Source organism: Mesorhizobium sp. LSJC280B00, assembly GCF_000502835.1.
GTDB lineage: Bacteria > Pseudomonadota > Alphaproteobacteria > Rhizobiales > Rhizobiaceae > Mesorhizobium.
On sequence record NZ_AYVL01000002.1, the window covers coordinates 344,086 to 362,785 of the forward strand.

Annotated in this window: 18 protein-coding genes; 14 read left to right on the forward strand and 4 right to left on the reverse strand. The window is 62.7% G+C overall.

Going from position 1 to position 18,700, the window contains the following annotated elements:
- The first annotated feature begins 5 nt into the window (after nt 1-5).
- The 7 genes from sufB (at nt 6) to sufA (ending at nt 6,146) form a co-directional block, all read left to right on the forward strand.
- Nucleotides 6-1,523 (forward strand): Fe-S cluster assembly protein SufB, encoded by a 1,518-nt coding sequence (gene sufB, locus X773_RS43975; protein WP_023674685.1) that lies wholly within the window; start codon nt 6-8, stop codon nt 1,521-1,523.
- Nucleotides 1,520-1,936, forward strand: a complete 417-nt coding sequence (locus tag X773_RS43980) for a hypothetical protein (protein WP_023674686.1) — start codon at nt 1,520-1,522, stop codon at nt 1,934-1,936. Before sufB ends, X773_RS43980 begins: the two co-directional genes overlap by 4 nt.
- Complete coding sequence (sufC, locus tag X773_RS43985; protein ID WP_023674687.1) at nt 1,929-2,684, forward strand: Fe-S cluster assembly ATPase SufC; 756 nt, start codon at nt 1,929-1,931, stop codon at nt 2,682-2,684. Before X773_RS43980 ends, sufC begins: the two co-directional genes overlap by 8 nt.
- Nucleotides 2,685-2,709: 25 nt before the next feature.
- A complete protein-coding gene (sufD, locus tag X773_RS43990) occupies nt 2,710-3,978 on the forward strand; it encodes a Fe-S cluster assembly protein SufD (protein WP_023674688.1) in 1,269 nt (422 codons plus the stop codon).
- 37 nt (nt 3,979-4,015) lie between these two features.
- Entirely contained in the window at nt 4,016-5,257 is a 1,242-nt protein-coding gene (locus X773_RS43995; protein ID WP_023674689.1) for a cysteine desulfurase, read from the forward strand.
- 5 nt (nt 5,258-5,262) lie between these two features.
- On the forward strand, nt 5,263-5,655 hold the full coding sequence (locus X773_RS44000; protein WP_023674690.1) for an SUF system Fe-S cluster assembly protein: 393 nt from the start codon (nt 5,263-5,265) through the stop codon (nt 5,653-5,655).
- A 110-nt stretch (nt 5,656-5,765) separates the two neighbouring features.
- Nucleotides 5,766-6,146 (forward strand): Fe-S cluster assembly scaffold SufA, encoded by a 381-nt coding sequence (gene sufA, locus X773_RS44005; protein ID WP_023674691.1) that lies wholly within the window; start codon nt 5,766-5,768, stop codon nt 6,144-6,146.
- Nucleotides 6,147-6,363: 217 nt separating this feature from the next.
- On the opposite strand, the gene X773_RS44010 is transcribed toward sufA, so the two are convergent.
- Nucleotides 6,364-6,861 (reverse strand): GFA family protein, encoded by a 498-nt coding sequence (locus tag X773_RS44010; protein ID WP_023674692.1) that lies wholly within the window; start codon nt 6,859-6,861, stop codon nt 6,364-6,366.
- A 90-nt stretch (nt 6,862-6,951) separates the two neighbouring features.
- Between X773_RS44010 and X773_RS44015 the strand changes: the two genes are divergently transcribed.
- Nucleotides 6,952-7,275, forward strand: a complete 324-nt coding sequence (locus X773_RS44015) for a TfoX/Sxy family protein (RefSeq protein WP_023674693.1) — start codon at nt 6,952-6,954, stop codon at nt 7,273-7,275.
- A 34-nt stretch (nt 7,276-7,309) separates the two neighbouring features.
- Here the strand turns inward: X773_RS44015 and X773_RS44020 are convergent, their stop codons facing one another.
- Nucleotides 7,310-8,242 (reverse strand): PfkB family carbohydrate kinase, encoded by a 933-nt coding sequence (locus X773_RS44020; protein WP_023674694.1) that lies wholly within the window; start codon nt 8,240-8,242, stop codon nt 7,310-7,312.
- A 278-nt stretch (nt 8,243-8,520) separates the two neighbouring features.
- Here X773_RS44020 and recA point away from each other — a divergent pair, with 278 nt between their 5' ends.
- From recA to X773_RS44040, 4 genes are all read left to right on the forward strand, one after another.
- The gene (gene recA, locus X773_RS44025; protein WP_023674696.1) at nt 8,521-9,618 is read left to right on the forward strand and encodes a recombinase RecA; all 1,098 of its coding nucleotides are present in this window, start codon (nt 8,521-8,523) and stop codon (nt 9,616-9,618) included.
- A 260-nt stretch (nt 9,619-9,878) separates the two neighbouring features.
- On the forward strand, nt 9,879-12,545 hold the full coding sequence (gene alaS, locus X773_RS44030; protein WP_023674697.1) for an alanine--tRNA ligase: 2,667 nt from the start codon (nt 9,879-9,881) through the stop codon (nt 12,543-12,545).
- A 64-nt stretch (nt 12,546-12,609) separates the two neighbouring features.
- Nucleotides 12,610-13,404: a PhzF family phenazine biosynthesis protein gene (locus X773_RS44035; protein ID WP_023674698.1), complete on the forward strand. Its 795-nt coding sequence runs from the start codon at nt 12,610-12,612 to the stop codon at nt 13,402-13,404.
- Between the two features lie 124 nt (nt 13,405-13,528).
- A complete protein-coding gene (locus tag X773_RS44040) occupies nt 13,529-14,677 on the forward strand; it encodes an IS4 family transposase (RefSeq protein ID WP_023674699.1) in 1,149 nt (382 codons plus the stop codon).
- 356 nt (nt 14,678-15,033) lie between these two features.
- On the opposite strand, the gene X773_RS44045 is transcribed toward X773_RS44040, so the two are convergent.
- Entirely contained in the window at nt 15,034-15,660 is a 627-nt protein-coding gene (locus X773_RS44045) for a glutathione S-transferase family protein (RefSeq protein WP_023674700.1), read from the reverse strand.
- 11 nt (nt 15,661-15,671) lie between these two features.
- Nucleotides 15,672-16,883, reverse strand: coding sequence for an NADP-dependent isocitrate dehydrogenase (locus tag X773_RS44050; protein ID WP_023674701.1), 1,212 nt, complete (start codon nt 16,881-16,883; stop codon nt 15,672-15,674).
- Nucleotides 16,884-17,089: 206 nt separating this feature from the next.
- Here X773_RS44050 and X773_RS44055 point away from each other — a divergent pair, with 206 nt between their 5' ends.
- Nucleotides 17,090-17,956, forward strand: a complete 867-nt coding sequence (locus X773_RS44055; protein WP_023674702.1) for an RNA methyltransferase — start codon at nt 17,090-17,092, stop codon at nt 17,954-17,956.
- 80 nt (nt 17,957-18,036) lie between these two features.
- Nucleotides 18,037-18,681 carry a hypothetical protein gene (locus X773_RS44060; RefSeq protein ID WP_023674703.1) on the forward strand — a complete coding sequence of 215 codons (645 nt, stop codon included), beginning with the start codon at nt 18,037-18,039 and terminating at the stop codon, nt 18,679-18,681.
- Nucleotides 18,682-18,700: the final 19 nt, after the last annotated feature.

The window sequence follows — 18,700 nt, forward strand, 5'->3', positions numbered from 1 at the left end:
CGCTGATGCCTGCTGTGCAGGAGACGATCGATCGAGTTCGAAAGATCGATGTCGACCAGTATAAATACGGATTCCAGACCGAAATCGCGATGGACAAGGCCCCCAAGGGCCTGAGCGAAGACATTATCCGCTTCATTTCGGCGAAGAAGGACGAGCCGTCCTGGATGCTGGAATGGCGCCTGGAAGCCTATCGCCGCTGGCTGACGCTGGACGAGCCGAAATGGGCGCGCGTCCACTATCCCAAAATCGATTTCCAGGACCTCCACTATTACGCCGCGCCCAAGAGCACGCCGGGGCCGACTTCGCTCAGCGAGGTCGATCCCGAACTGCTGAAGGTCTATGAGAAGCTCGGCATTCCGCTCAGGGAACAGGAAATCCTCGCCGGCGTGCAGAAGACCGATGCGTCGGAGCTCGAGGAAGCCAGCGACAACGTCTACAAGTCGGGCCGCGTCGCCGTCGATGCGGTGTTCGATTCCGTCTCCGTCGTCACCACTTTCAAGAAGGAACTGGCGCAGGCCGGCGTCATCTTCTGCTCGATCTCGGAAGCCATCCGCGAGCATCCGGAGCTGGTGAAGAAGTATCTCGGCTCGGTCGTGCCGACCTCCGACAATTTCTACGCGACGCTGAATTCGGCGGTGTTCACCGACGGTTCGTTCGTCTTCGTGCCCAAGGGCGTGCGCTGCCCGATGGAATTGTCGACCTATTTCCGCATGAACGAGAAGAACACCGGCCAGTTCGAGCGCACGCTGATCATCGCCGAGGAGGGGGCTTACGTCTCCTATCTCGAAGGCTGCACGGCGCCGCAGCGCGACGAGAACCAGCTTCATGCCGCGGTGGTCGAGCTGATCGCGCTCGATGATGCCGAGATCAAATATTCGACAGTGCAGAACTGGTATCCCGGCGACGCCGAAGGCAAGGGCGGCATCTATAATTTCGTCACCAAGCGCGGCGACTGCCGCGGCCATCGCTCGAAGATTTCGTGGACACAGGTCGAGACCGGCTCGGCCATCACCTGGAAATATCCGAGCTGCATCCTGCGCGGCGACGATTCCAGCGGCGAGTTCTATTCGATTGCCGTGTCGAATGGTTATCAGCAGGTCGACAGCGGCACCAAGATGATCCATCTCGGCAAGAACACGTCGAGCCGCATCATCTCCAAGGGCATTGCCGCCGGCTTCTCGCAGAACACCTATCGCGGCCAGGTCTCGGCGCACCGCAAGGCGACCAACGCCCGCAACTTCACCAATTGCGACTCGCTGCTGATCGGCGACCAGTGCGGCGCACACACCGTGCCCTACATGGAAGCCAAGAATTCGACGGCGCAGTTCGAGCATGAGGCAACCACCTCGAAAATTTCCGAGGACCAGAAGTTCTACGTCATGCAGCGCGGCATCCCCGAGGAAGAGGCGATTGCGCTGATCGTCAACGGCTTCGTCAAGGACGTCATCCAGCAACTGCCGATGGAATTCGCGGTCGAAGCGCAGAAGCTGATCGGGATTAGCCTTGAGGGGAGTGTTGGGTGAGTGACGATGAGGCAGAGGACGGTCCGCCGTTGGTCGCACGCGTTCACCAGTTTGACAGGCATTCTGGTGAGCTAGCCGACAACTATCGGGCCGACCTCGATGAGCAGATTTGCGGAGAATTGGCAACGTCGCTCGGGAACTACCTTCGAAGCTTTGCTGCCGAAAGGAAAGTTGTCGTCAGGATCGAAGTCGAAGCCAACCGAATTAGCGCTGGGCGCGAAGACGGCACGGAGTTGATGATCACCGTCTACGGCCCTGAGATTTTTGAAATCACCAGGTGGCCGAATCCCGCCGACGCCGTCGAGGACGGAAGTATGCGATTTGACTTGGCACCTGAACTTGAAAGCGACGTCGCCGTTGCCCTAGCTCGGCGATATGTAGTTAACGGAACGATAGAGCAAGAGAATGCTTGAAATCAGAAACCTGCATGCCCGCATCGTCGATGACGGCACCGAGATCATTCGCGGCCTGAACCTGACGGTCAGGGCTGGCGAGGTCGCCGCCATCATGGGGCCAAACGGCTCGGGGAAATCGACGCTGTCCTATATCCTCGCCGGCCGCGAGGACTATGAGGTCACCGAGGGCGACATCCTCTACAACGGCCAGTCGATCCTTGAAATGGATCCGGCCGAGCGCGCTACCGCCGGCATCTTTCTCGCCTTCCAGTATCCGATGGAGATACCGGGCGTGGCGACGATGGAATTCCTGAAAGTGGCGATGAACGAGCAGCGCAAGGCGCGTGGCCAGGAGCCGCTGAAAATCCCGGAATTCCTCAAGCGCGTGAAGGAAGCGGCCGCCTCGCTCAACATGGACATGGCGATGCTGAAGCGGCCGCTCAATGTCGGCTTCTCCGGCGGCGAGAAGAAGCGTGCCGAGATCCTGCAGATGAAGCTGCTCGAGCCAAAGCTCTGCGTGCTCGACGAGACCGATTCCGGCCTCGACATCGACGCGCTGAAGATCGTCGCGGACGGCGTCAACACGCTGCGCTCGCCGGACCGGGCCATCGTCGTCATCACCCATTACCAGCGCCTGCTCCAATACATCGTGCCGGATACGGTGCACGTGCTCTACAGGGGTCAGGTGATCAAGTCGGGCGACAAGTCGCTGGCGCTCGACCTCGAGGCCAATGGCTATGCCGGCGTGATCGGGCAAGCCGCGTGAGATGCCGGAAGGCAGGACGAAACTGATGAATATGCACACGACACCCCAGCGAACATTAGCCGAAACGGCGCTGATCGACGCCTTCGGCGAGCGGCTGTCGCTGCTGCCCGGCGACGGCGCGGTGATGCTGAAGCGCGACGACGCCATCGAGGCGATCAAGGGCGGCCTGCCGACGCGGCGCATCGAATCCTGGCACTATACGGACCTGCGCCGGCTGCTGACCTCGGTGCCGGACTTCGATCCGGCAGCGGTCGCGAAAGCCATTGCGCCGATCGTCGAAGGCTCCTCGGTTTTGCCGGTACTGAACGGCGTTTCGAGCGCGAAATGGGCTGCTGTCGAGGGCGTCACGGTACAGCGTCTATCGGAGAAGCTGACCGACGGCAGCATCGCCCCGGGGCTGGATTCCTATGGCAGCGACGATGCCATCGGCGCGCTCAACACCGCCTTTGTCGCCGACGGCTATTTCGTCGACATCGCCGACGGTGCCCAACTGGACAAGCCGCTCGAATTGCAGAATTTGCAGGCCGGTGGACAGACGCATGTACGCCTGGCCGTCCGTGTCGGTGCCGGCGCCAACGCTGTCATCGTCGAACGCCAGGCAGGCGAGGGGGCGGCGCTGGTCAGCTCGGTCAGCCAGCTTTTGCTTGGCGAGGGCGCCGAAGTGACATGGCTGGTCGTGCAGGAGCAGCCGGATACGGCAACGCATCTTGCCCAGTTCAAGGCGCATCTCGGCAAGAATTCGAAGCTGACGCTGTTCATCATGAATGCCGGCGGCAAGCTTGTCCGGCAGGAGGTCGTTGTGAAGACGACCGGCGAGGGCGCCGAATTCACCTTGCGCGGCATCAATCTGCTCGCCGGCGATACCCATACCGATGTCACTATGGTGCTCGACCACGCCGTACCGCACACAGCCTCGACCGAAGTCATCCGAAACGTGGTGACCGGCAAGGCGCGCGGCGTCTTCCAGGGCCGCATCAACGTCCACCAATATGCGCAGAAGACCAACGCCAAGATGGCCTGCAACACGCTGCTTCTGTCGGATGACGGCGAGTTCTCGACCAAGCCGGAGCTCGAAATCTTCGCCGACGACGTCGTCTGCGGCCATGGCGCGACCGTCACCGAGATCGACCACAGCCATCTGTTCTACCTGATGGCGCGCGGCATCGACGAGAAGACCGCGCGCGGCCTGCTGGTCAAGGCCTTCGTCGCCGAGGTGATCGAGGAACTGGACGACGAGGCCATCGTCGAGGCGCTGGAAGCGAGACTCGACAACTGGTTCGTGGCGCACGGGTAAAGGGGAAGGAACGCGGCAGCGCGGCAAGGACTTCGAGATGGACCAGAAAGTCGAAAACATCCCCTACGACGTCGAGGCGATCCGCCGCGACTTCCCGATCCTGTCGCGGCAAGTCTACGGCAAACCGCTGGTCTATCTCGACAATGGCGCCTCGGCGCAGAAGCCACAGGCGGTGCTCGACGCTATCCAGCACGCCTATTCCCAGGAATATGCCAACGTCCATCGTGGCCTGCATTTCCTGTCGAATGCCGCGACCGACGCCTATGAGAAGGCTCGCGAGACGGTGCGCCGTTTCCTCAATGCGCCGAGCACCGACAACATCGTCTTCACCTCGAACACCACGGCGGCGATCAACACGGTCGCCTATGGTTTCGGGATGCCGAATATCGGCGAAGGCGACGAGATCGTGCTGTCGATCATGGAGCACCATTCCAACATCGTGCCGTGGCATTTCATCCGCGAGCGGCAGGGCGCGAAGCTGGTCTGGGTACCGGTCGACGATCTCGGCGTCTTCCACATCGAGGAATTCGAAATGCGGCTGACCGACCGGACAAAACTGGTCGCCATAACCCACATGTCGAATGCGCTGGGCACGGTGACGCCGATCAAGGAGATTGTGCGCATCGCGCATGCCCGCGGCATTCCGGTGCTGGTCGACGGCAGCCAGAGCGCCGTGCACATGCCGATCGACGTGCAGGACCTCGACTGCGATTTCTTCGTCTTCACCGGCCACAAGGTCTATGGCCCGTCGGGCATCGGCGTGCTCTATGGCAAGAAGGATATTCTGGAGCGCATGCGCCCGTTCATGGGCGGCGGCGAGATGATCGAGGAGGTGACGCAGGACATCGTCACCTACAACGACCCGCCGCACCGTTTCGAGGCCGGCACGCCGCCGATCGTGCAGGCAATCGGGCTTGGTGCCGCGCTGGAATACATGGAAAAGATCGGCCGCGAGCGCATCGCCGCGCACGAGGCCGATCTGAAGGATTATGCGCATCAAAAACTGCGCGCCATCAACTCGCTGCGCATCTTCGGCGATGCGCCCGGCAAGGGCGCCATCATCTCGTTCGAGCTGCAGGGCATCCACGCCCATGACGTGTCGATGGTCATCGACCGGCAGGGCGTGGCGGTGCGCGCCGGCACGCATTGCGCCCAGCCGCTGTTGAAACGCTTCGGCGTAACATCCACATGCAGGGCGTCGTTCGGCATGTATAATACCAGGGCCGAAGTCGATGCTTTGGCCGATGCGCTGGAAAAAGCGCGCAAGTTCTTCGGGTGACGATCATGGATGATGCCGGCCATACCGCCGAGACCACTTCCGAAACGGCCACCAATGCGGTGGTCTCCGGATCGGCCATTCCGGCCGAAGAATTGGCGCGGCTGACCGACGACATCGTCTCGGCGCTGAAAACGGTCTACGACCCGGAAATCCCGGCCGACATCTACGAGCTCGGCCTGGTCTACAAGATCGACATCGAGGACGACCGCTCGGTCAAGATCGATATGACGCTGACCGCGCCTGGCTGCCCGGTGGCCGGCGAAATGCCCGGTTGGGTGGAGAATGCCGTCGGCGCCGTCGAAGGCGTCTCCGGCGTCGAGGTCAACATGACCTTCGACCCGCCCTGGTCGCCCGACCGAATGTCGGAAGAGGCGCAGGTGGCGGTTGGGTGGTACTAGCATCCGACCAGCCAGAGGCTGGCGCACTTGCGCCGGGTACAAAACTTCACCATTTTAGGTGAGGAATCATTCGGCAGGCCTTGAACCTGCGCGCAATGGAGAAGGAAAACATGGGACGCTTCGCCGTCATCACGATGACCGAAAAGGCTGCCGACCGGGTGCGCGAGATCGTCGCGACCCGTGAGAACGCGCATGGCATTCGCCTTGGCATCAAGAAGGGCGGCTGCGCCGGCATGGAATATACGGTCGATCTGGTGACCGAGCCGAACACCAAGGACGATCATATCGAGCGCGATGGCGCCCATGTCTATGTCGCGCCGGAGGCGGCACTTTTCCTGTTCGGCACCGAGATGGACTTCGAGCGGACGACGCTGCGCACCGGCTTCACCTTCCGCAACCCGAACCAGAGCTCGGCCTGCGGCTGCGGCGAATCGGTCGAATTGAAGCCGGCCGATCTGAAGGCACTGGCCGAAGCACGCGCTTCGGCCTGAGGCTTTCCTTCTCCCCGTCACTATACGGGGAGAAGGTGGCCCGAAGGGCCGGATGAGGGGNGCGCTTCGGCCTGAGGCTTTCCTTCTCCCCGTCACTATACGGGGAGAAGGTGGCCCGAAGGGCCGGATGAGGGGCAGAGCCGGCTCTCGCAAGTTCGCGCCGCCCCTCATCTGCCTGCCGGCATCTTCTCCCCGTATAGCGACGGGGAGAAGAACGCTAATCCACCCACATCCCCGTCCGCTTGTGCCAGTCGGCGATCGACTCTTCCGGGTAGACGTCGAAGACCTTGTCGCCCTTGCCGATATCGGGCTCGACCCAGTTCGCCTTGTATTTCAGCATCAGATGCACCTTCTCCGGCGGTTTCGGCAGGTCTGTGTCGACAGCCGAGGCGAACGGATGCACCAGCTCCGGCCAGGTCGGATCGTAGAGCCAGAGTGCCGTCCCGCATTTCGTGCAGAAGTTCCGCTCGCCCGTCGAGGTCTCGCGTTGCGGGTGCTCGTCGTCCTCGATCTCGGCGCGGTAGACGCCGAGATGGCGCTTGCCCTGGATTTTCAGCGTCTCGTAATCGGCGCCGAGATTGATGGCAAAACCGCCACCGCCCTGCTGCTTGCGGCAGATCGAGCAGTAGCACAGCATGAACGGCACCGGCGTGTGGCTTTCCACCTCGAAACGCACGGCATTGCACCGGCAGGACCCTTTGAGCAGAAGCGGCATGAAAAACTCCGACGAAATTGATTCTGAACTTGTCAGGATGGTGCCGGTTGCGTCGATGACAAGGGGAAATCCGGGTGACATGATCGCCGCATGGACAACGAGCGCATAGAAGAGCTTTTCGAAGGCCTCGGCCCGGTCAGCATCCGCAAGCTGTTCGGCGGCAAGGGCATCTATTTCGACGGCGTCATCGTCGCCATCGTCATCGGTGGCGAATTGATGCTGAAGGCCGACGCCGAAAGCGCCCCGGATTTCGAAGCGGCCGGCTGCCGGCAATGGACCTATACCGGCTCGCGCCACGGCAAGCTCGTGTCGATGCCCTATTGGAGCGTTCCCGACAGCGCCTTCGACGATCCCGACGAGATGGCGATCTGGGCACGCCGCGCCTACGAGGCAGGACGGCGCGCCGGCAAATAGGCTGCGTCATGCTTCGGCAATTCCGGGCCGTACTTCATGCCAGGTCCCGCGCCTCGGGCACGAGCGCCAGCGCTTCGGCAAAGCCAGCGCTGGTGAAGGCGGCGCGCTCGACGGCGAGCATAGCTGCGGCAATGCCTTCGCGCAGTGCCGCGCGTAGCGTCAGGCCGCGCAGCAGGGCAACGATCGTGGCGCCTGCCAATGCGTCGCCGGCGCCGGCAGTATCGGTCCGCTTTTGTAGCGGCGGTGGCGAGATCGAGAACGCGCTCAATTCGTCAAAACCGAGCACTGGTTCGTCGCCGGCGGTGATCACGCCGCTTTTCAGCCCGGCGCGTCTTAGGCCGTCGACGATGCCTTGATCGTCAGCATCGATGCCGACGCCGGCGAGCACGCCGGCCTCCTGCCGGTTCATGAAGGCCAGCGCCAGACGGTCGAGCACCGGCATCAGCCGCGCCGCCTTATTGGGCGAGACCGCAAGCGCAAACACCGGCTTGTCGGCGGCGAGTGCCGCCAGCCGCCCCAGCGCGGTCGACGGCAGGTTGGCGTCGCACAGCACCGCGTCGGCCGAACCGATCGCTTCCCGCACCTTGGCGCGGCGGATCTGCTTGGGAAGCGCCAGCTCGTAGAGCACCATGTCGGCAAGGCCGGCGATCAGCCCGCCGTCGCTATCGATCAGCATCGTATGGCTTGGCGTTGCTCGGTCGAGGAACACCGCCGACAGGTCGGCAATGCCGGCCTCGGTGACGGCGCGTAAAACCGTGTCGCCAAGGGCATCGCCGCCGCGCACCGAAAGCAGCGAGGCCGAGGCGCCGCGTCGCACCGCACAGCGCAAGGCGTTGAAGACGGCACCGCCGACATGCTCGCGCATCGTGCCGGGGTTGGAAGCGGCCGGCACGAAGGCGCCGGCAACCCGGCCACGCCGCTCGATATAGGCGCCGCCCACGGCCAGGATCGTCGGGGAGTTCATCATGCCGGCAAAAATGCCCTTTGCTGTTGCCCGGGAGGAGACTAGGTGGCCGGGCGGAACCCTGCAATCGCGGGTGCGATTCGGCTGGTGACGGCAACGGCGCCGCATGCGAGGCGAGACACATCGGAAGCAATAATTGCGAAACAAAAATAGAACAAATAGGGATATGCGTTGTTTTTCAAACCCTTGATGCTCATTGACAAATGAGAACAAATGAGGTACATTCTTTTAAGGATTGCGGGATTGTCCGGCCTCCATTGACGACCACGGGGTGATGTATCATGGCTCAGAATTCTTTGCGGCTTGTAGAGGACAAAGCGGTGGACAAATCAAAGGCTCTGGATGCGGCGCTGTCGCAAATTGAGCGTGCCTTCGGCAAGGGCTCGATCATGCGGCTCGGCGCGAACGAGCAGGTCGTCGAGATCGAAACGGTGCCGACCGGCTCGCTTGGGCTGGACATCGCGCTTGGCGTCGGCGGCCTGCCGCGCGGCCGCATCGTCGAGATCTACGGACCGGAAAGCTCGGGCAAGACGACGCTGGCGCTGCACACGGTGGCCGAAGCCCAGAAGAAGGGCGGCATCTGCGCCTTCGTCGATGCCGAGCACGCGCTCGACCCGGTCTATGCCCGCAAGCTCGGCGTCGATCTCGAAAACCTGCTGATCTCGCAGCCCGATACCGGCGAGCAGGCGCTGGAGATCTGCGACACGCTGGTGCGCTCTGGCGCCATCGACGTGCTGGTGGTCGATTCGGTGGCGGCGTTGACGCCGCGAGCGGAAATCGAAGGCGAGATGGGCGATTCGCTGCCCGGCCTGCAGGCCCGCCTGATGAGCCAGGCGCTGCGCAAGCTGACCGCCTCGATCTCGCGCTCCAACACCATGGTCATCTTCATCAACCAGATCCGTATGAAGATCGGCGTCATGTTCGGTTCGCCCGAGACGACGACCGGCGGCAATGCGCTGAAATTCTATGCCTCGGTCCGCCTCGACATCCGCCGCATCGGCTCGGTCAAGGATCGCGACGAGGTCGTCGGCAACCAGACCCGCGTCAAGGTCGTCAAGAACAAGCTGGCGCCGCCCTTCAAGGTGGTCGAGTTCGACATCATGTATGGCGAGGGCGTCTCCAAGACCGGCGAGCTGGTCGATCTCGGCGTCAAGGCGGGCGTGGTCGAAAAGTCGGGCGCCTGGTTCTCCTATAATTCGCAGCGTCTTGGCCAGGGCCGCGAAAACGCAAAGCTGTTCCTGCGCGACAATCCCGACACGGCGCGCGAGATCGAGCTGGCGCTGCGGCAGAATGCCGGGCTGATCGCCGAAAAATTCCTTGAGAACGGCGGCTCCGAAAGCAGCGATGACGGTTTCGAGGACGACGCCGGGGTGATGTAGGGCAAGCGACGCCTCGCGGAGCGTCAACCAGGTTTTGGATTTGATGTTTTGATTTTGAGTTTGCGTAATCGATGCGTTTCGAACCGCCGGCCCCGTGCCGGCGGTTCCCGTTTGATGGCGAGGCAGACGCGTTTCAAAGCGCTGATGAAAGCCGGGATTTTAGCCCATTTGGTGTTTCTGGACAGGCTGCGGTGCGACCGCTAAAAGGCCATGTCTATTTTCCGCCGACAGCCGGCGGTTCTCTCGAAAAGGCAGTATTCATGAGTGGCGTCAACGAGATCCGGTCGGCATTTCTCGACTATTTTCGCAAGGAAGGTCACGAGGTCGTCGCGTCAAGCCCGCTGGTGCCGCGCAACGACCCGACGCTGATGTTCACCAATGCCGGCATGGTGCAGTTCAAGAACGTTTTCACCGGTCTGGAGAAGCGGCCCTATTCGCGCGCCACGACTGCCCAGAAGAGTGTTCGCGCCGGCGGCAAGCACAACGACCTCGACAATGTCGGCTACACCGCGCGCCACCTGACCTTCTTCGAGATGCTCGGCAATTTCTCCTTCGGCGACTATTTCAAGGAGCGGGCCATAGAGCTTGCCTGGAACCTGATCACCAGGGAGTTCGGGCTGAAGAAGGACAAGGTGCTGGTCACCGTCTACCACACCGACGACGAGGCGGCCTCGTACTGGAAGAAGATCGCCGGCCTTTCGGACGATCGCATCATCCGTATCGCGACTTCGGACAATTTCTGGGCAATGGGCGACACTGGGCCTTGCGGGCCCTGTTCGGAGATTTTCATCGACCGCGGTGAGCATATCTGGGGCGGCCCTCCCGGCAGCCCCGAGGAGGATGGCGACCGTTTCCTCGAATTCTGGAACTTGGTGTTCATGCAATACGAACAGGTGACGAAGGACGAGCGCGTCGACCTGCCGCGTCCGTCGATCGACACAGGCATGGGCCTCGAGCGCATGGCATCCATCCTGCAAGGGGTTGAAAGCGTCTTCGAAACCGACCTGTTCCGCCACCTGATCGACGCTGCGTCGTCGGCGCTTGGCAAAGGTCCGGATGCGGGCACCGTCGCATCGTTCCGTGTCATCGCCGACCATTTGCGTTCGTCCTGCTTCCTGGTCGCCGACGGCGTGCTGCCGTCCAACGAAGGACGCGGCTACGTGCTTCGTCGCATCATGCGCCGCGCCATGCGCCACGCGCAGTTGCTCGGTGCCCGCGATCCTCTGATGTGGCGCCTGGTGCCGGCGCTGGTCCGCGAGATGGGCCAAGCCTACCCGGAACTGGTGCGCGGCGAACAGATGATCACCGAAACGCTGAAGCTTGAGGAAACTCGTTTCCGCAAGACGCTGGTGCGCGGCTTGGGCTTGCTTTCGGAGGCGACGGAAAAGCTGGCCTCCGGCGACATGCTGGATGGCGAGACAGCGTTCAAGCTCTACGACACCTATGGCTTTCCGCTCGATCTGACGCAGGATGCGCTGCGCCAGCGCAACATCTCGGTCAACCTTGCCGGCTTCACCGAGGCGATGGAACGGCAGAAGGCGGAGGCGCGCAAAAGCTGGGCCGGCTCCGGCGACGTGGCGACCGAGACGGTATGGTTTCCGGTGCGCGAGAACGCCGGCGCCACCGAGTTCCTCGGCTATGAGACCGAGCAGGCGGAAGGCCTCATCCAGGCGCTGGTCAGGGACGGCAAGACCGTCGACAGCGCCGGCAAGGGCGACGCCGTTGCCGTGGTTGTCAACCAGACGCCGTTCTATGGCGAGTCCGGTGGCCAGATGGGCGATACCGGCGTCATTTCGGGCGACGGGTTCTCGATCGAAATATCCGATACCCAGAAGAAGGCCGATGGGCTTTTCGTCCATCTTGGCAAGGTGGCCACCGGCACGGTCAAGACGGGTGCGACCGTCGAGCTGAAGGTGGACCACGCGCGTCGCTCCAGGCTGCGCGCGAACCATTCCGCCACGCATCTGATCCATGAGGCGCTGCGCGAGGTGCTGGGTACCCATGTCGCGCAGAAGGGCTCGCTGGTCGCGCCCGAGCGTCTGCGCTTCGACATTTCGCACAACAAGCCGATCTCGCCTGACGAGCTCGAAGAGGTCGAGCGCATGGCAAACGAGATCGTCGTTCAGAACGGCCCTGTAACCACGCGGCTGATGTCTGTCGACGACGCCATTGCCGAAGGCGCCATGGCGCTGTTTGGCGAGAAATATGGCGATGAAGTGCGCGTCGTTTCGATGGGCACGGGCTTGCATGGCGCCAAGGCCAACCGGCCCTATTCGGTCGAGCTATGCGGCGGCACGCACGTCAGGGCGACCGGCGATATCGGCCTGGTGCGCATCGTGTCCGACAGTGCGGTCGCTGCCGGCGTGCGCCGCATCGAGGCGTTGACCGGCGAGGCGGCCAGAAAGCATCTCGACGAACAGGACAAGCGGTTGAAGGCGGCCGCCGCCGCGTTGAAGATTTCGCCGGCCGATGTGCCGGCCCGCGTCGAGGCGCTGCTGGACGAACGCAAGAAGCTCGAAAAGGAGCTGATCGAGGCGCGCAAGAAGCTGGCGCTGGGCGATCGCTCGCCAGCCGGTGTGCCTGCGGAAAACGAAACCATTGCCGGTGTCGGTTTTCTCGGCAAGGCGGTATCGGGCGTCTCGCCAAAGGATCTTAAGCCGTTGGCCGATGCCGGCAAGAAGTCGCTCGGCTCCGGCATCGTCGTCTTTGTCGGCGCCGGCGAGGACAACAAGGCGAGCGTCGTCGTCGCCGTCACCGATGATCTGACCGGCCGCTTCAACGCCATCGATCTGGTGCGCGTCGCGTCCGCGGCATTGGGCGGGCAAGGCGGCGGCGGGCGACCCGATATGGCCCAGGCCGGCGGCCCGGACGGCTCGAAGGCCGAAGACGCGATCGCTGCGGTGAAAGCGGCTCTCGAAGCGGCGTGAACCTGCACCGGGGGCGGCACGGCCGAAATGGCGCGCCGCCCAGCGGATATCTTTGAGGGCCGATATGCCGACGCTGACGATGTATCAGGTCGATGCCTTTGCCGAACGGGCCTTCCAGGGTAACCCTGCCGCCGTTCTCCTTTTAGAGGAATGGCTGTCGGAGCAGGTAATGCAGGCCATCGCCAACGAAAACAATCTTGCTGAAACCGCGTTTGTGCGGCCGAATGGCAAAGGTTGGGATTTGCGCTGGTTCACGCCGGTCCACGAAGTCGACTTCTGCGGCCACGCCACTCTTGCGGCCGCCCATGTGCTGGCTACGGAATACAATGGTCAGGGCGAAATGGCCTTCGCCACCCGGGTCGGCGAGCTGCGGGTTTCCCGGTGGGCAGGGGGCTATCAGCTCGATCTGCCTTGTTTTCCGCCGCAGCCCGTCGAGGAGGAGCTGAACTCGGCGCTGCAAGCGATATTGCCTCAGCGGCCGGTTGCGAGCTTCCGCAATTTCGAGAACCTGTTTGTCGAGCTTGCCGACGAGACAACCGTGCGATCTTTCGTTCCCGATCTGCTCAGGATCGGACGTTTTCATCCTCTCGGCCTGGTTATTACCGCGCCTGGGCGAGCCCACGATTTCGTCTCCCGTTACTTTGTGCCCGGGGCGGGCATTCCCGAGGATCCGGTAACCGGCTCCATTCATGCTACGCTGGTGCCTTATTGGTCTGAAAAACTCGGCAAGACGCATCTGTCGGCATTCCAATGCTCGCAGCGCGGCGGGCATTTGCTCTGCAAACTGGCCGGAGATCGCGTGCTGATCACAGGCCGTGCGAAGACCTTCATGAAGGCGGAGATCTACCTTCCCGATTGAGCGGCTTGCGAGGCGGAGAAGGCAAGGATCTGGGAGAATTTGTCGCCAGCCTCGGCGGGACAGTACCCCATAGGCGCTAACTTAGATGTGGACTGGTGGAATCGAGATGTGATTCCTCGGCCAGATGGGAACGAATGATTCGATCGAAACCGACTGGCAGGCTCTGATATCGAGGCTGTCGCAATCGCTTGACCTTGAGGCGACGGCGCGGGCGACGGGAGCGCTGGTGCGTCGTCGCAATGTTGCGGACGCAGCGACATTGCTGCGCCTGGCGTTGGCTTATGGCCCCGGCGCGATGAGCCTGCGCTCGGCTGCCGCCTGGGCCGGGGTGAATGACGTTGCGAGCCTTTCGGATGTTGCTCTTTTGAAGCGCTTGCGCGGAGCGGCCGATTGGCTTGGCGACATTGCCGGCGCCTTGCTCCAAAACGCTTGCGCCAAAAGCGCCGCGCCGACGGGGCGTCGGCTGCGCGTTGTCGACGGCAGTTCGATCTCGCGCCCCGGCAGTGCCGGCACGGACTGGCGGCTGCATGCCACCTACGAACCCGCGCTCGCGCGCTTCACGCATCTGGAGATCAGCGACGTGCGCGGCGGTGAAAGCTTCTTGCGTGTTCCGCTACGCCAAGGCGACATTGTTGTTGGCGATCGCGCCTACGCCCGTGCCCCGTCCCTTGAAAAGGTGGCAGCGGCGGGTGCCGACTTTATTGTGCGCACGGGCTGGACCAGTGTTCGGCTGACCACGCCCGACGGGCAACGGGTCGACTGGAACGCCATCTATGAGCCTATGCAGCCCGGTGAGGTTTGCGAGATGAACGTGCTCGTGGAGCATTCGGGTCGCAAGGGCCGAGGCAAGCCGCCCTTGCCGACAAGGCTCATCGTCAAGCGCAAGGATGAGAAGGCCACGCAAAAGGCCCAGAAGGCGGCAAAGCGGGGCAATCAGCGCCGCTGCAGCAACAGGCTGCAGCCGATGACCCTCATTGCCGCAGGCTTCGTCATGCTGCTGACCTCGGTCCCGGCCGATGAATTGACGGCCGACGAGGTTCTGCAGACCTATCGGCTGCGCTGGCAGGTCGAACTCGCCTTCAAGCGGCTCAAGAGCGGAATGGGCATCCATAAGCTTCCCGCGCGAGATGAGCGGCTCGCCCGAAGCTGGCTGACGGCCCACCTGATCCTGGCCCTGATGATCGACGAGGCCGTCACCGACGTTCTCGACTCTCCCCCCTGTGAAGACCAAACCACGCACGGCGCAATCGCTGTCCCTTTGGAGGCTGCATAGTCTCCTGCGTTCTGAAATCCTCAACGCCATACTGAGGGTGATGCGGCCGGGAAAAATCCTCACCCGCGTCACCGAAATCATTCGTCACGTCTGCGACCCACCAAGACGGCGCAAAAACCAATCCGCCGCAGCAAGGATAGCTGCCATGCCCTAAGTTAGCGCTTATGGGACAGTACCCCCCTCTGTCCTGCCGGACATCTCCCCCTCAAGGGGGGAGATTGGATGTCACGATTGCCTTCGCCACTTGTCAATGATTGAAGAAAAGCGGGGCAATGAACCTGCCAATCTCCCCCCTTGAGGGGGAGATGTCCGGCAGGACAGAGGGGGGTGCTGTCCCTCGGCCTCTCGTATCTTTGTCACCCTGCCTTTTCGGTTTTCGCAAAACTCGCGCGTTGAGTGATGCGCGCATACCAATCCCGAATCTCGGCAAACTCGGCCAGCAGGGCTTGTCCCTCGGCGACCTTGACGAAATAGCCGATGATCGGTGCGGCGTGCAGGTCGGCCAGCGTCAGGTCCGTCCCCAACAGCCAAGGCCCTTCGGCTTTCAGCGAAGAGAGCGCCTGCAATGCCGTTCTCGCCTGCCGCAACCCGTTGGCGATCACGGCTTCGTCGGGCGGCGTTTTTTCCAGCCGCTCGACAGCGACATCCCAGACCATGGTCCTGTAGGCGTAGGCGTCGAGCAGGCCGGTGATCTGGTTCAGGCGTGCTCGAGGCCGGGCTTCGACCGGTTGCAGCGCCGGGCCGTCAAAGGCTTCGTCGACATAACGGGCAATCGCGCCAGTCTCGTAGAGGCGAAAGCCGTCATGCTCGAAGGTCGGGATGCGGCCGAACGGCTGGTGCTCGAAGTACCAGCCGGGAATGCCGTCCGCGGCAAAGACGTCGACGGGCACGAGCTCGTAGCCGACACCCTTTTCCTCCAGCACCAGCCGCACGATGCGCACATAGACGCTGTAATCCGCGCCGTAGACGACGGGCTTGCCCATGCCGGTTGGGCTCAGGCCATCGCTTTCTGCAAATTCTCGTCGATCTTGTCGAGGAAGCCGGTGGTCGAAAGCCATGGCTGGTCGGGGCCGATCAGCAGCGACAGGTCCTTGGTCATGAAGCCGGACTCGACCGTCTGGATGCAGACCCTTTCCAGGGTCTCGGCAAAGCGCTTCAGTTCGGCATTGTCGTCGAGCTTGGCGCGGTGCGCGAGGCCGCGCGTCCAGGCAAAGATCGAGGCGATCGAATTGGTCGAGGTCTCCTCGCCCTTCTGGTGCTGGCGATAGTGGCGGGTGACGGTGCCGTGCGCGGCTTCCGCCTCGACGGTCTTGCCGTCCGGCGTCATCAGCACCGAGGTCATCAGGCCGAGCGAGCCGAAGCCTTGCGCCACCGTGTCGGACTGCACGTCGCCGTCATAATTCTTGCAGGCCCAGACATAGCCACCCGACCATTTCAGGCTCGAGGCCACCATGTCGTCGATCAGCCGGTGCTCGTACCAGAGTTTCTTCGCTTTGAATTCTGCTTCGAACTCCGCCTCGTAGACCTCCTGGAAGATGTCCTTGAAGCGGCCGTCATAGGCTTTGAGGATCGTGTTCTTGGTCGAGAGGTAGACGGGGTAATTACGCAGCAGGCCGTAGTTCAGGGAGGCGCGGGCGAATTCGCGGATCGATTCGTCGAGATTGTACATGGCCATGGCGACGCCGGCACCGGGTGCGTCGAAGACGTCGTGCTCGATCATCTGGCCGTCCTCGCCGACGAATTTGATCGTCAGCTTGCCCTTGCCGGGGAAGCGGAAGTCGGTGGCGCGGTACTGGTCGCCGAAGGCGTGGCGGCCGACGATGATCGGCTTGGTCCAGCCGGGCACCAGCCGCGGCACGTTCTTCATGATGATCGGCTCGCGAAAGATGGTGCCGCCGAGGATGTTGCGGATGGTGCCGTTCGGCGACTTCCACATCTTCTTCAGCTTGAATTCCTCGACGCGCTGCTCGTCGGGCGTGATCGTCGCGCATTTCACGCCGACGCCGTATTTCTTGATGGCGTTGGCGGAATCGATGGTCACCTGGTCGTTGGTGGCGTCGCGGTGCTCGATGCCGAGGTCGTAATATTCGAGCTTGAGGTCGAGATAAGGGTGGATCAGCTTGTCCTTGATGAACTGCCAGATGATGCGGGTCATCTCGTCGCCGTCGAGTTCGACGACCGGGTTCGCCACCTTGATCTTCGCCATGGAAAGAATGCCTCGCTTTTGGGGAACGGAACGGCCTTGCCCGCACGGCTGCCGGCCCTGGGATGCGGCCCGTATATCAAAGGCTTTTTGGCCGCGCAAACGGCGAACCGCGCCGTAGTGTCGGCATTCCTTGCGAAAGCTTCATTTTCGCCGCCAAATGTGGCAGGGGACTGCGAAATGCCGCAAACAGCAGTTCACTGACAACCATGGCCGCTACCCAGGATCCCGCCACCCCTCTTGCCTCCGGAACTCCAGCGTCCGGACCGGCGATCATCCTGGTCGAGCCGCAGCTCGGCGAGAATATCGGCATGGTTGCGCGCGCCATGGCCAATTTCGGCCTTACCGAGCTGCGGCTCGTCAATCCGCGCGACGGCTGGCCGAGCGAGAAGGCGCGTGCCGCCGCAAGCCGCGCCGACCACGTCATCGATGCCGTCACGGTGTTCGATGACCTCGCCTCGGCAGTCGCCGATCTGAACTTCGTCTTCGCCACCACGGCGCGCGCGCGCGACAATTTCAAGCCGGTGCGCGGTCCGGTCGAGGCGGGCAGGGCGCTGCGCGCGCGGCAGCGGGCCGGCCAGCGCACCGGCATCCTGTTCGGCCGCGAGCGCTTCGGCCTCTATAATGACGAGGTCGGCCTTGCCGACGAGATCGTCACCTTCCCCGTCGATCCAGCCTTCTCCTCGCTCAACATCGCCCAGGCGGCCCTGCTGATGTCCTATGAATGGATGAAGTCCGGCCTGGAAGACGAGACCAGGACCAACTTCTCCGGCCCCGAAATGCCACCGGCTGCCAAGGAAGAATTGCACGGCCTGTTTGCGTATCTGGAAGGTGCACTGGAGGCGCGCGGCTATTTCCGCCCGGCAGCGAAGAAACCGAAGATGGTCGACAATTTGCGTGCAGTGCTGACTCGCGCCGGCTTTGCCGAGCCGGAGCTCAAGGTGCTGCGCGGCATAATATCATCGCTGGACAGGTTCTCGCCGGCCATGCCGCGCGGCGACGGATCGCCCGGCGACGATCCAAGGCGGCTCCCGGCGGCCGCGGCACGCGCTGCGAGGGCGAAAGACAAAGACTAGCCTCGGAACTGCCCATACCTCACCAGTAACCGAATGTTATTTGGTGTGATCCATTGTCTGGAAAACGATGGGTCCTTTCGATGTTCAATTCAAATATCGGGCGTCTTCGCTTTTTCTTCTATTCCGCGGCCTTGCTGGTTGCGGAAATCGTGACCTTTGTGCTGTGCGTCGTGGGGACCGTCGGCTTCGAGGGTTTGGCCAATTCGAAACCCGGTCCTTCCAGGGAAGGGCTGGCCGCGGCTGTTCTCGTTACCTCGCTGGTGATCGTTCTGTTCCGCGCGAATTTCGCCTGGCGTCGAAGCCGCGACGCGCAAGGGTCGGGTTGGATCCTTTGGTCGTATATCGTGTTCTCGACGCTGTTCGCGATCCTGCAGGCCGGCACTGTTCTTGTCGTGAAATTCGACGGCGAAGCTTCGCATTCCGGCCTTAACCTGTTGGGATTAGCTCTTGTCGGGCTGTGGGCCGTCATCTTGGCGGGCAAGCCGGCGGGCGGTGGCTCTGCGGATATGGCGTCATCCCTGAGTTTCGACGATTTCGACCCGCCCGGGCCGCTGCGCGGCGCCGCCGCGCTCCATTCAGCGTCAGCCGCCGGCGCGACGGCCCTGGCTCCAGCCTACGCCACGCGGGCCGCGCCGGTGCCGTCGAACCACCCTGCATCTCAACCTGCATCTCCGGCGAACGGCCGGCCGCGGCCCGGCAGCTTCGGCAAGCGCGGCCTTGTGTGACCGTCTCGCCGCATCAAGG

Excerpts from the sequence above, each read along its gene's own strand:
- sufB (WP_023674685.1), top strand. The coding sequence starts at position 6 with ATGCCTGCTGTGCAGGAGACGATCGATCGAGTTCGAAAGATCGATGTC.
- sufC (WP_023674687.1), top strand. The coding sequence starts at position 1,929 with ATGCTTGAAATCAGAAACCTGCATGCCCGCATCGTCGATGACGGCACC.
- sufD (WP_023674688.1), top strand. The coding sequence starts at position 2,710 with ATGAATATGCACACGACACCCCAGCGAACATTAGCCGAAACGGCGCTG.
- X773_RS43995 (WP_023674689.1), top strand. The coding sequence starts at position 4,016 with ATGGACCAGAAAGTCGAAAACATCCCCTACGACGTCGAGGCGATCCGC.
- X773_RS44000 (WP_023674690.1), top strand. The coding sequence starts at position 5,263 with ATGGATGATGCCGGCCATACCGCCGAGACCACTTCCGAAACGGCCACC.
- sufA (WP_023674691.1), top strand. The coding sequence starts at position 5,766 with ATGGGACGCTTCGCCGTCATCACGATGACCGAAAAGGCTGCCGACCGG.
- X773_RS44010 (WP_023674692.1), bottom strand. The coding sequence starts at position 6,861 with ATGCCGCTTCTGCTCAAAGGGTCCTGCCGGTGCAATGCCGTGCGTTTC.
- X773_RS44015 (WP_023674693.1), top strand. The coding sequence starts at position 6,952 with ATGGACAACGAGCGCATAGAAGAGCTTTTCGAAGGCCTCGGCCCGGTC.
- X773_RS44020 (WP_023674694.1), bottom strand. The coding sequence starts at position 8,242 with ATGATGAACTCCCCGACGATCCTGGCCGTGGGCGGCGCCTATATCGAG.
- recA (WP_023674696.1), top strand. The coding sequence starts at position 8,521 with ATGGCTCAGAATTCTTTGCGGCTTGTAGAGGACAAAGCGGTGGACAAA.
- alaS (WP_023674697.1), top strand. The coding sequence starts at position 9,879 with ATGAGTGGCGTCAACGAGATCCGGTCGGCATTTCTCGACTATTTTCGC.
- X773_RS44035 (WP_023674698.1), top strand. The coding sequence starts at position 12,610 with ATGCCGACGCTGACGATGTATCAGGTCGATGCCTTTGCCGAACGGGCC.
- X773_RS44040 (WP_023674699.1), top strand. The coding sequence starts at position 13,529 with ATGGGAACGAATGATTCGATCGAAACCGACTGGCAGGCTCTGATATCG.
- X773_RS44045 (WP_023674700.1), bottom strand. The coding sequence starts at position 15,660 with ATGGGCAAGCCCGTCGTCTACGGCGCGGATTACAGCGTCTATGTGCGC.
- X773_RS44050 (WP_023674701.1), bottom strand. The coding sequence starts at position 16,883 with ATGGCGAAGATCAAGGTGGCGAACCCGGTCGTCGAACTCGACGGCGAC.
- X773_RS44055 (WP_023674702.1), top strand. The coding sequence starts at position 17,090 with ATGGCCGCTACCCAGGATCCCGCCACCCCTCTTGCCTCCGGAACTCCA.
- X773_RS44060 (WP_023674703.1), top strand. The coding sequence starts at position 18,037 with ATGTTCAATTCAAATATCGGGCGTCTTCGCTTTTTCTTCTATTCCGCG.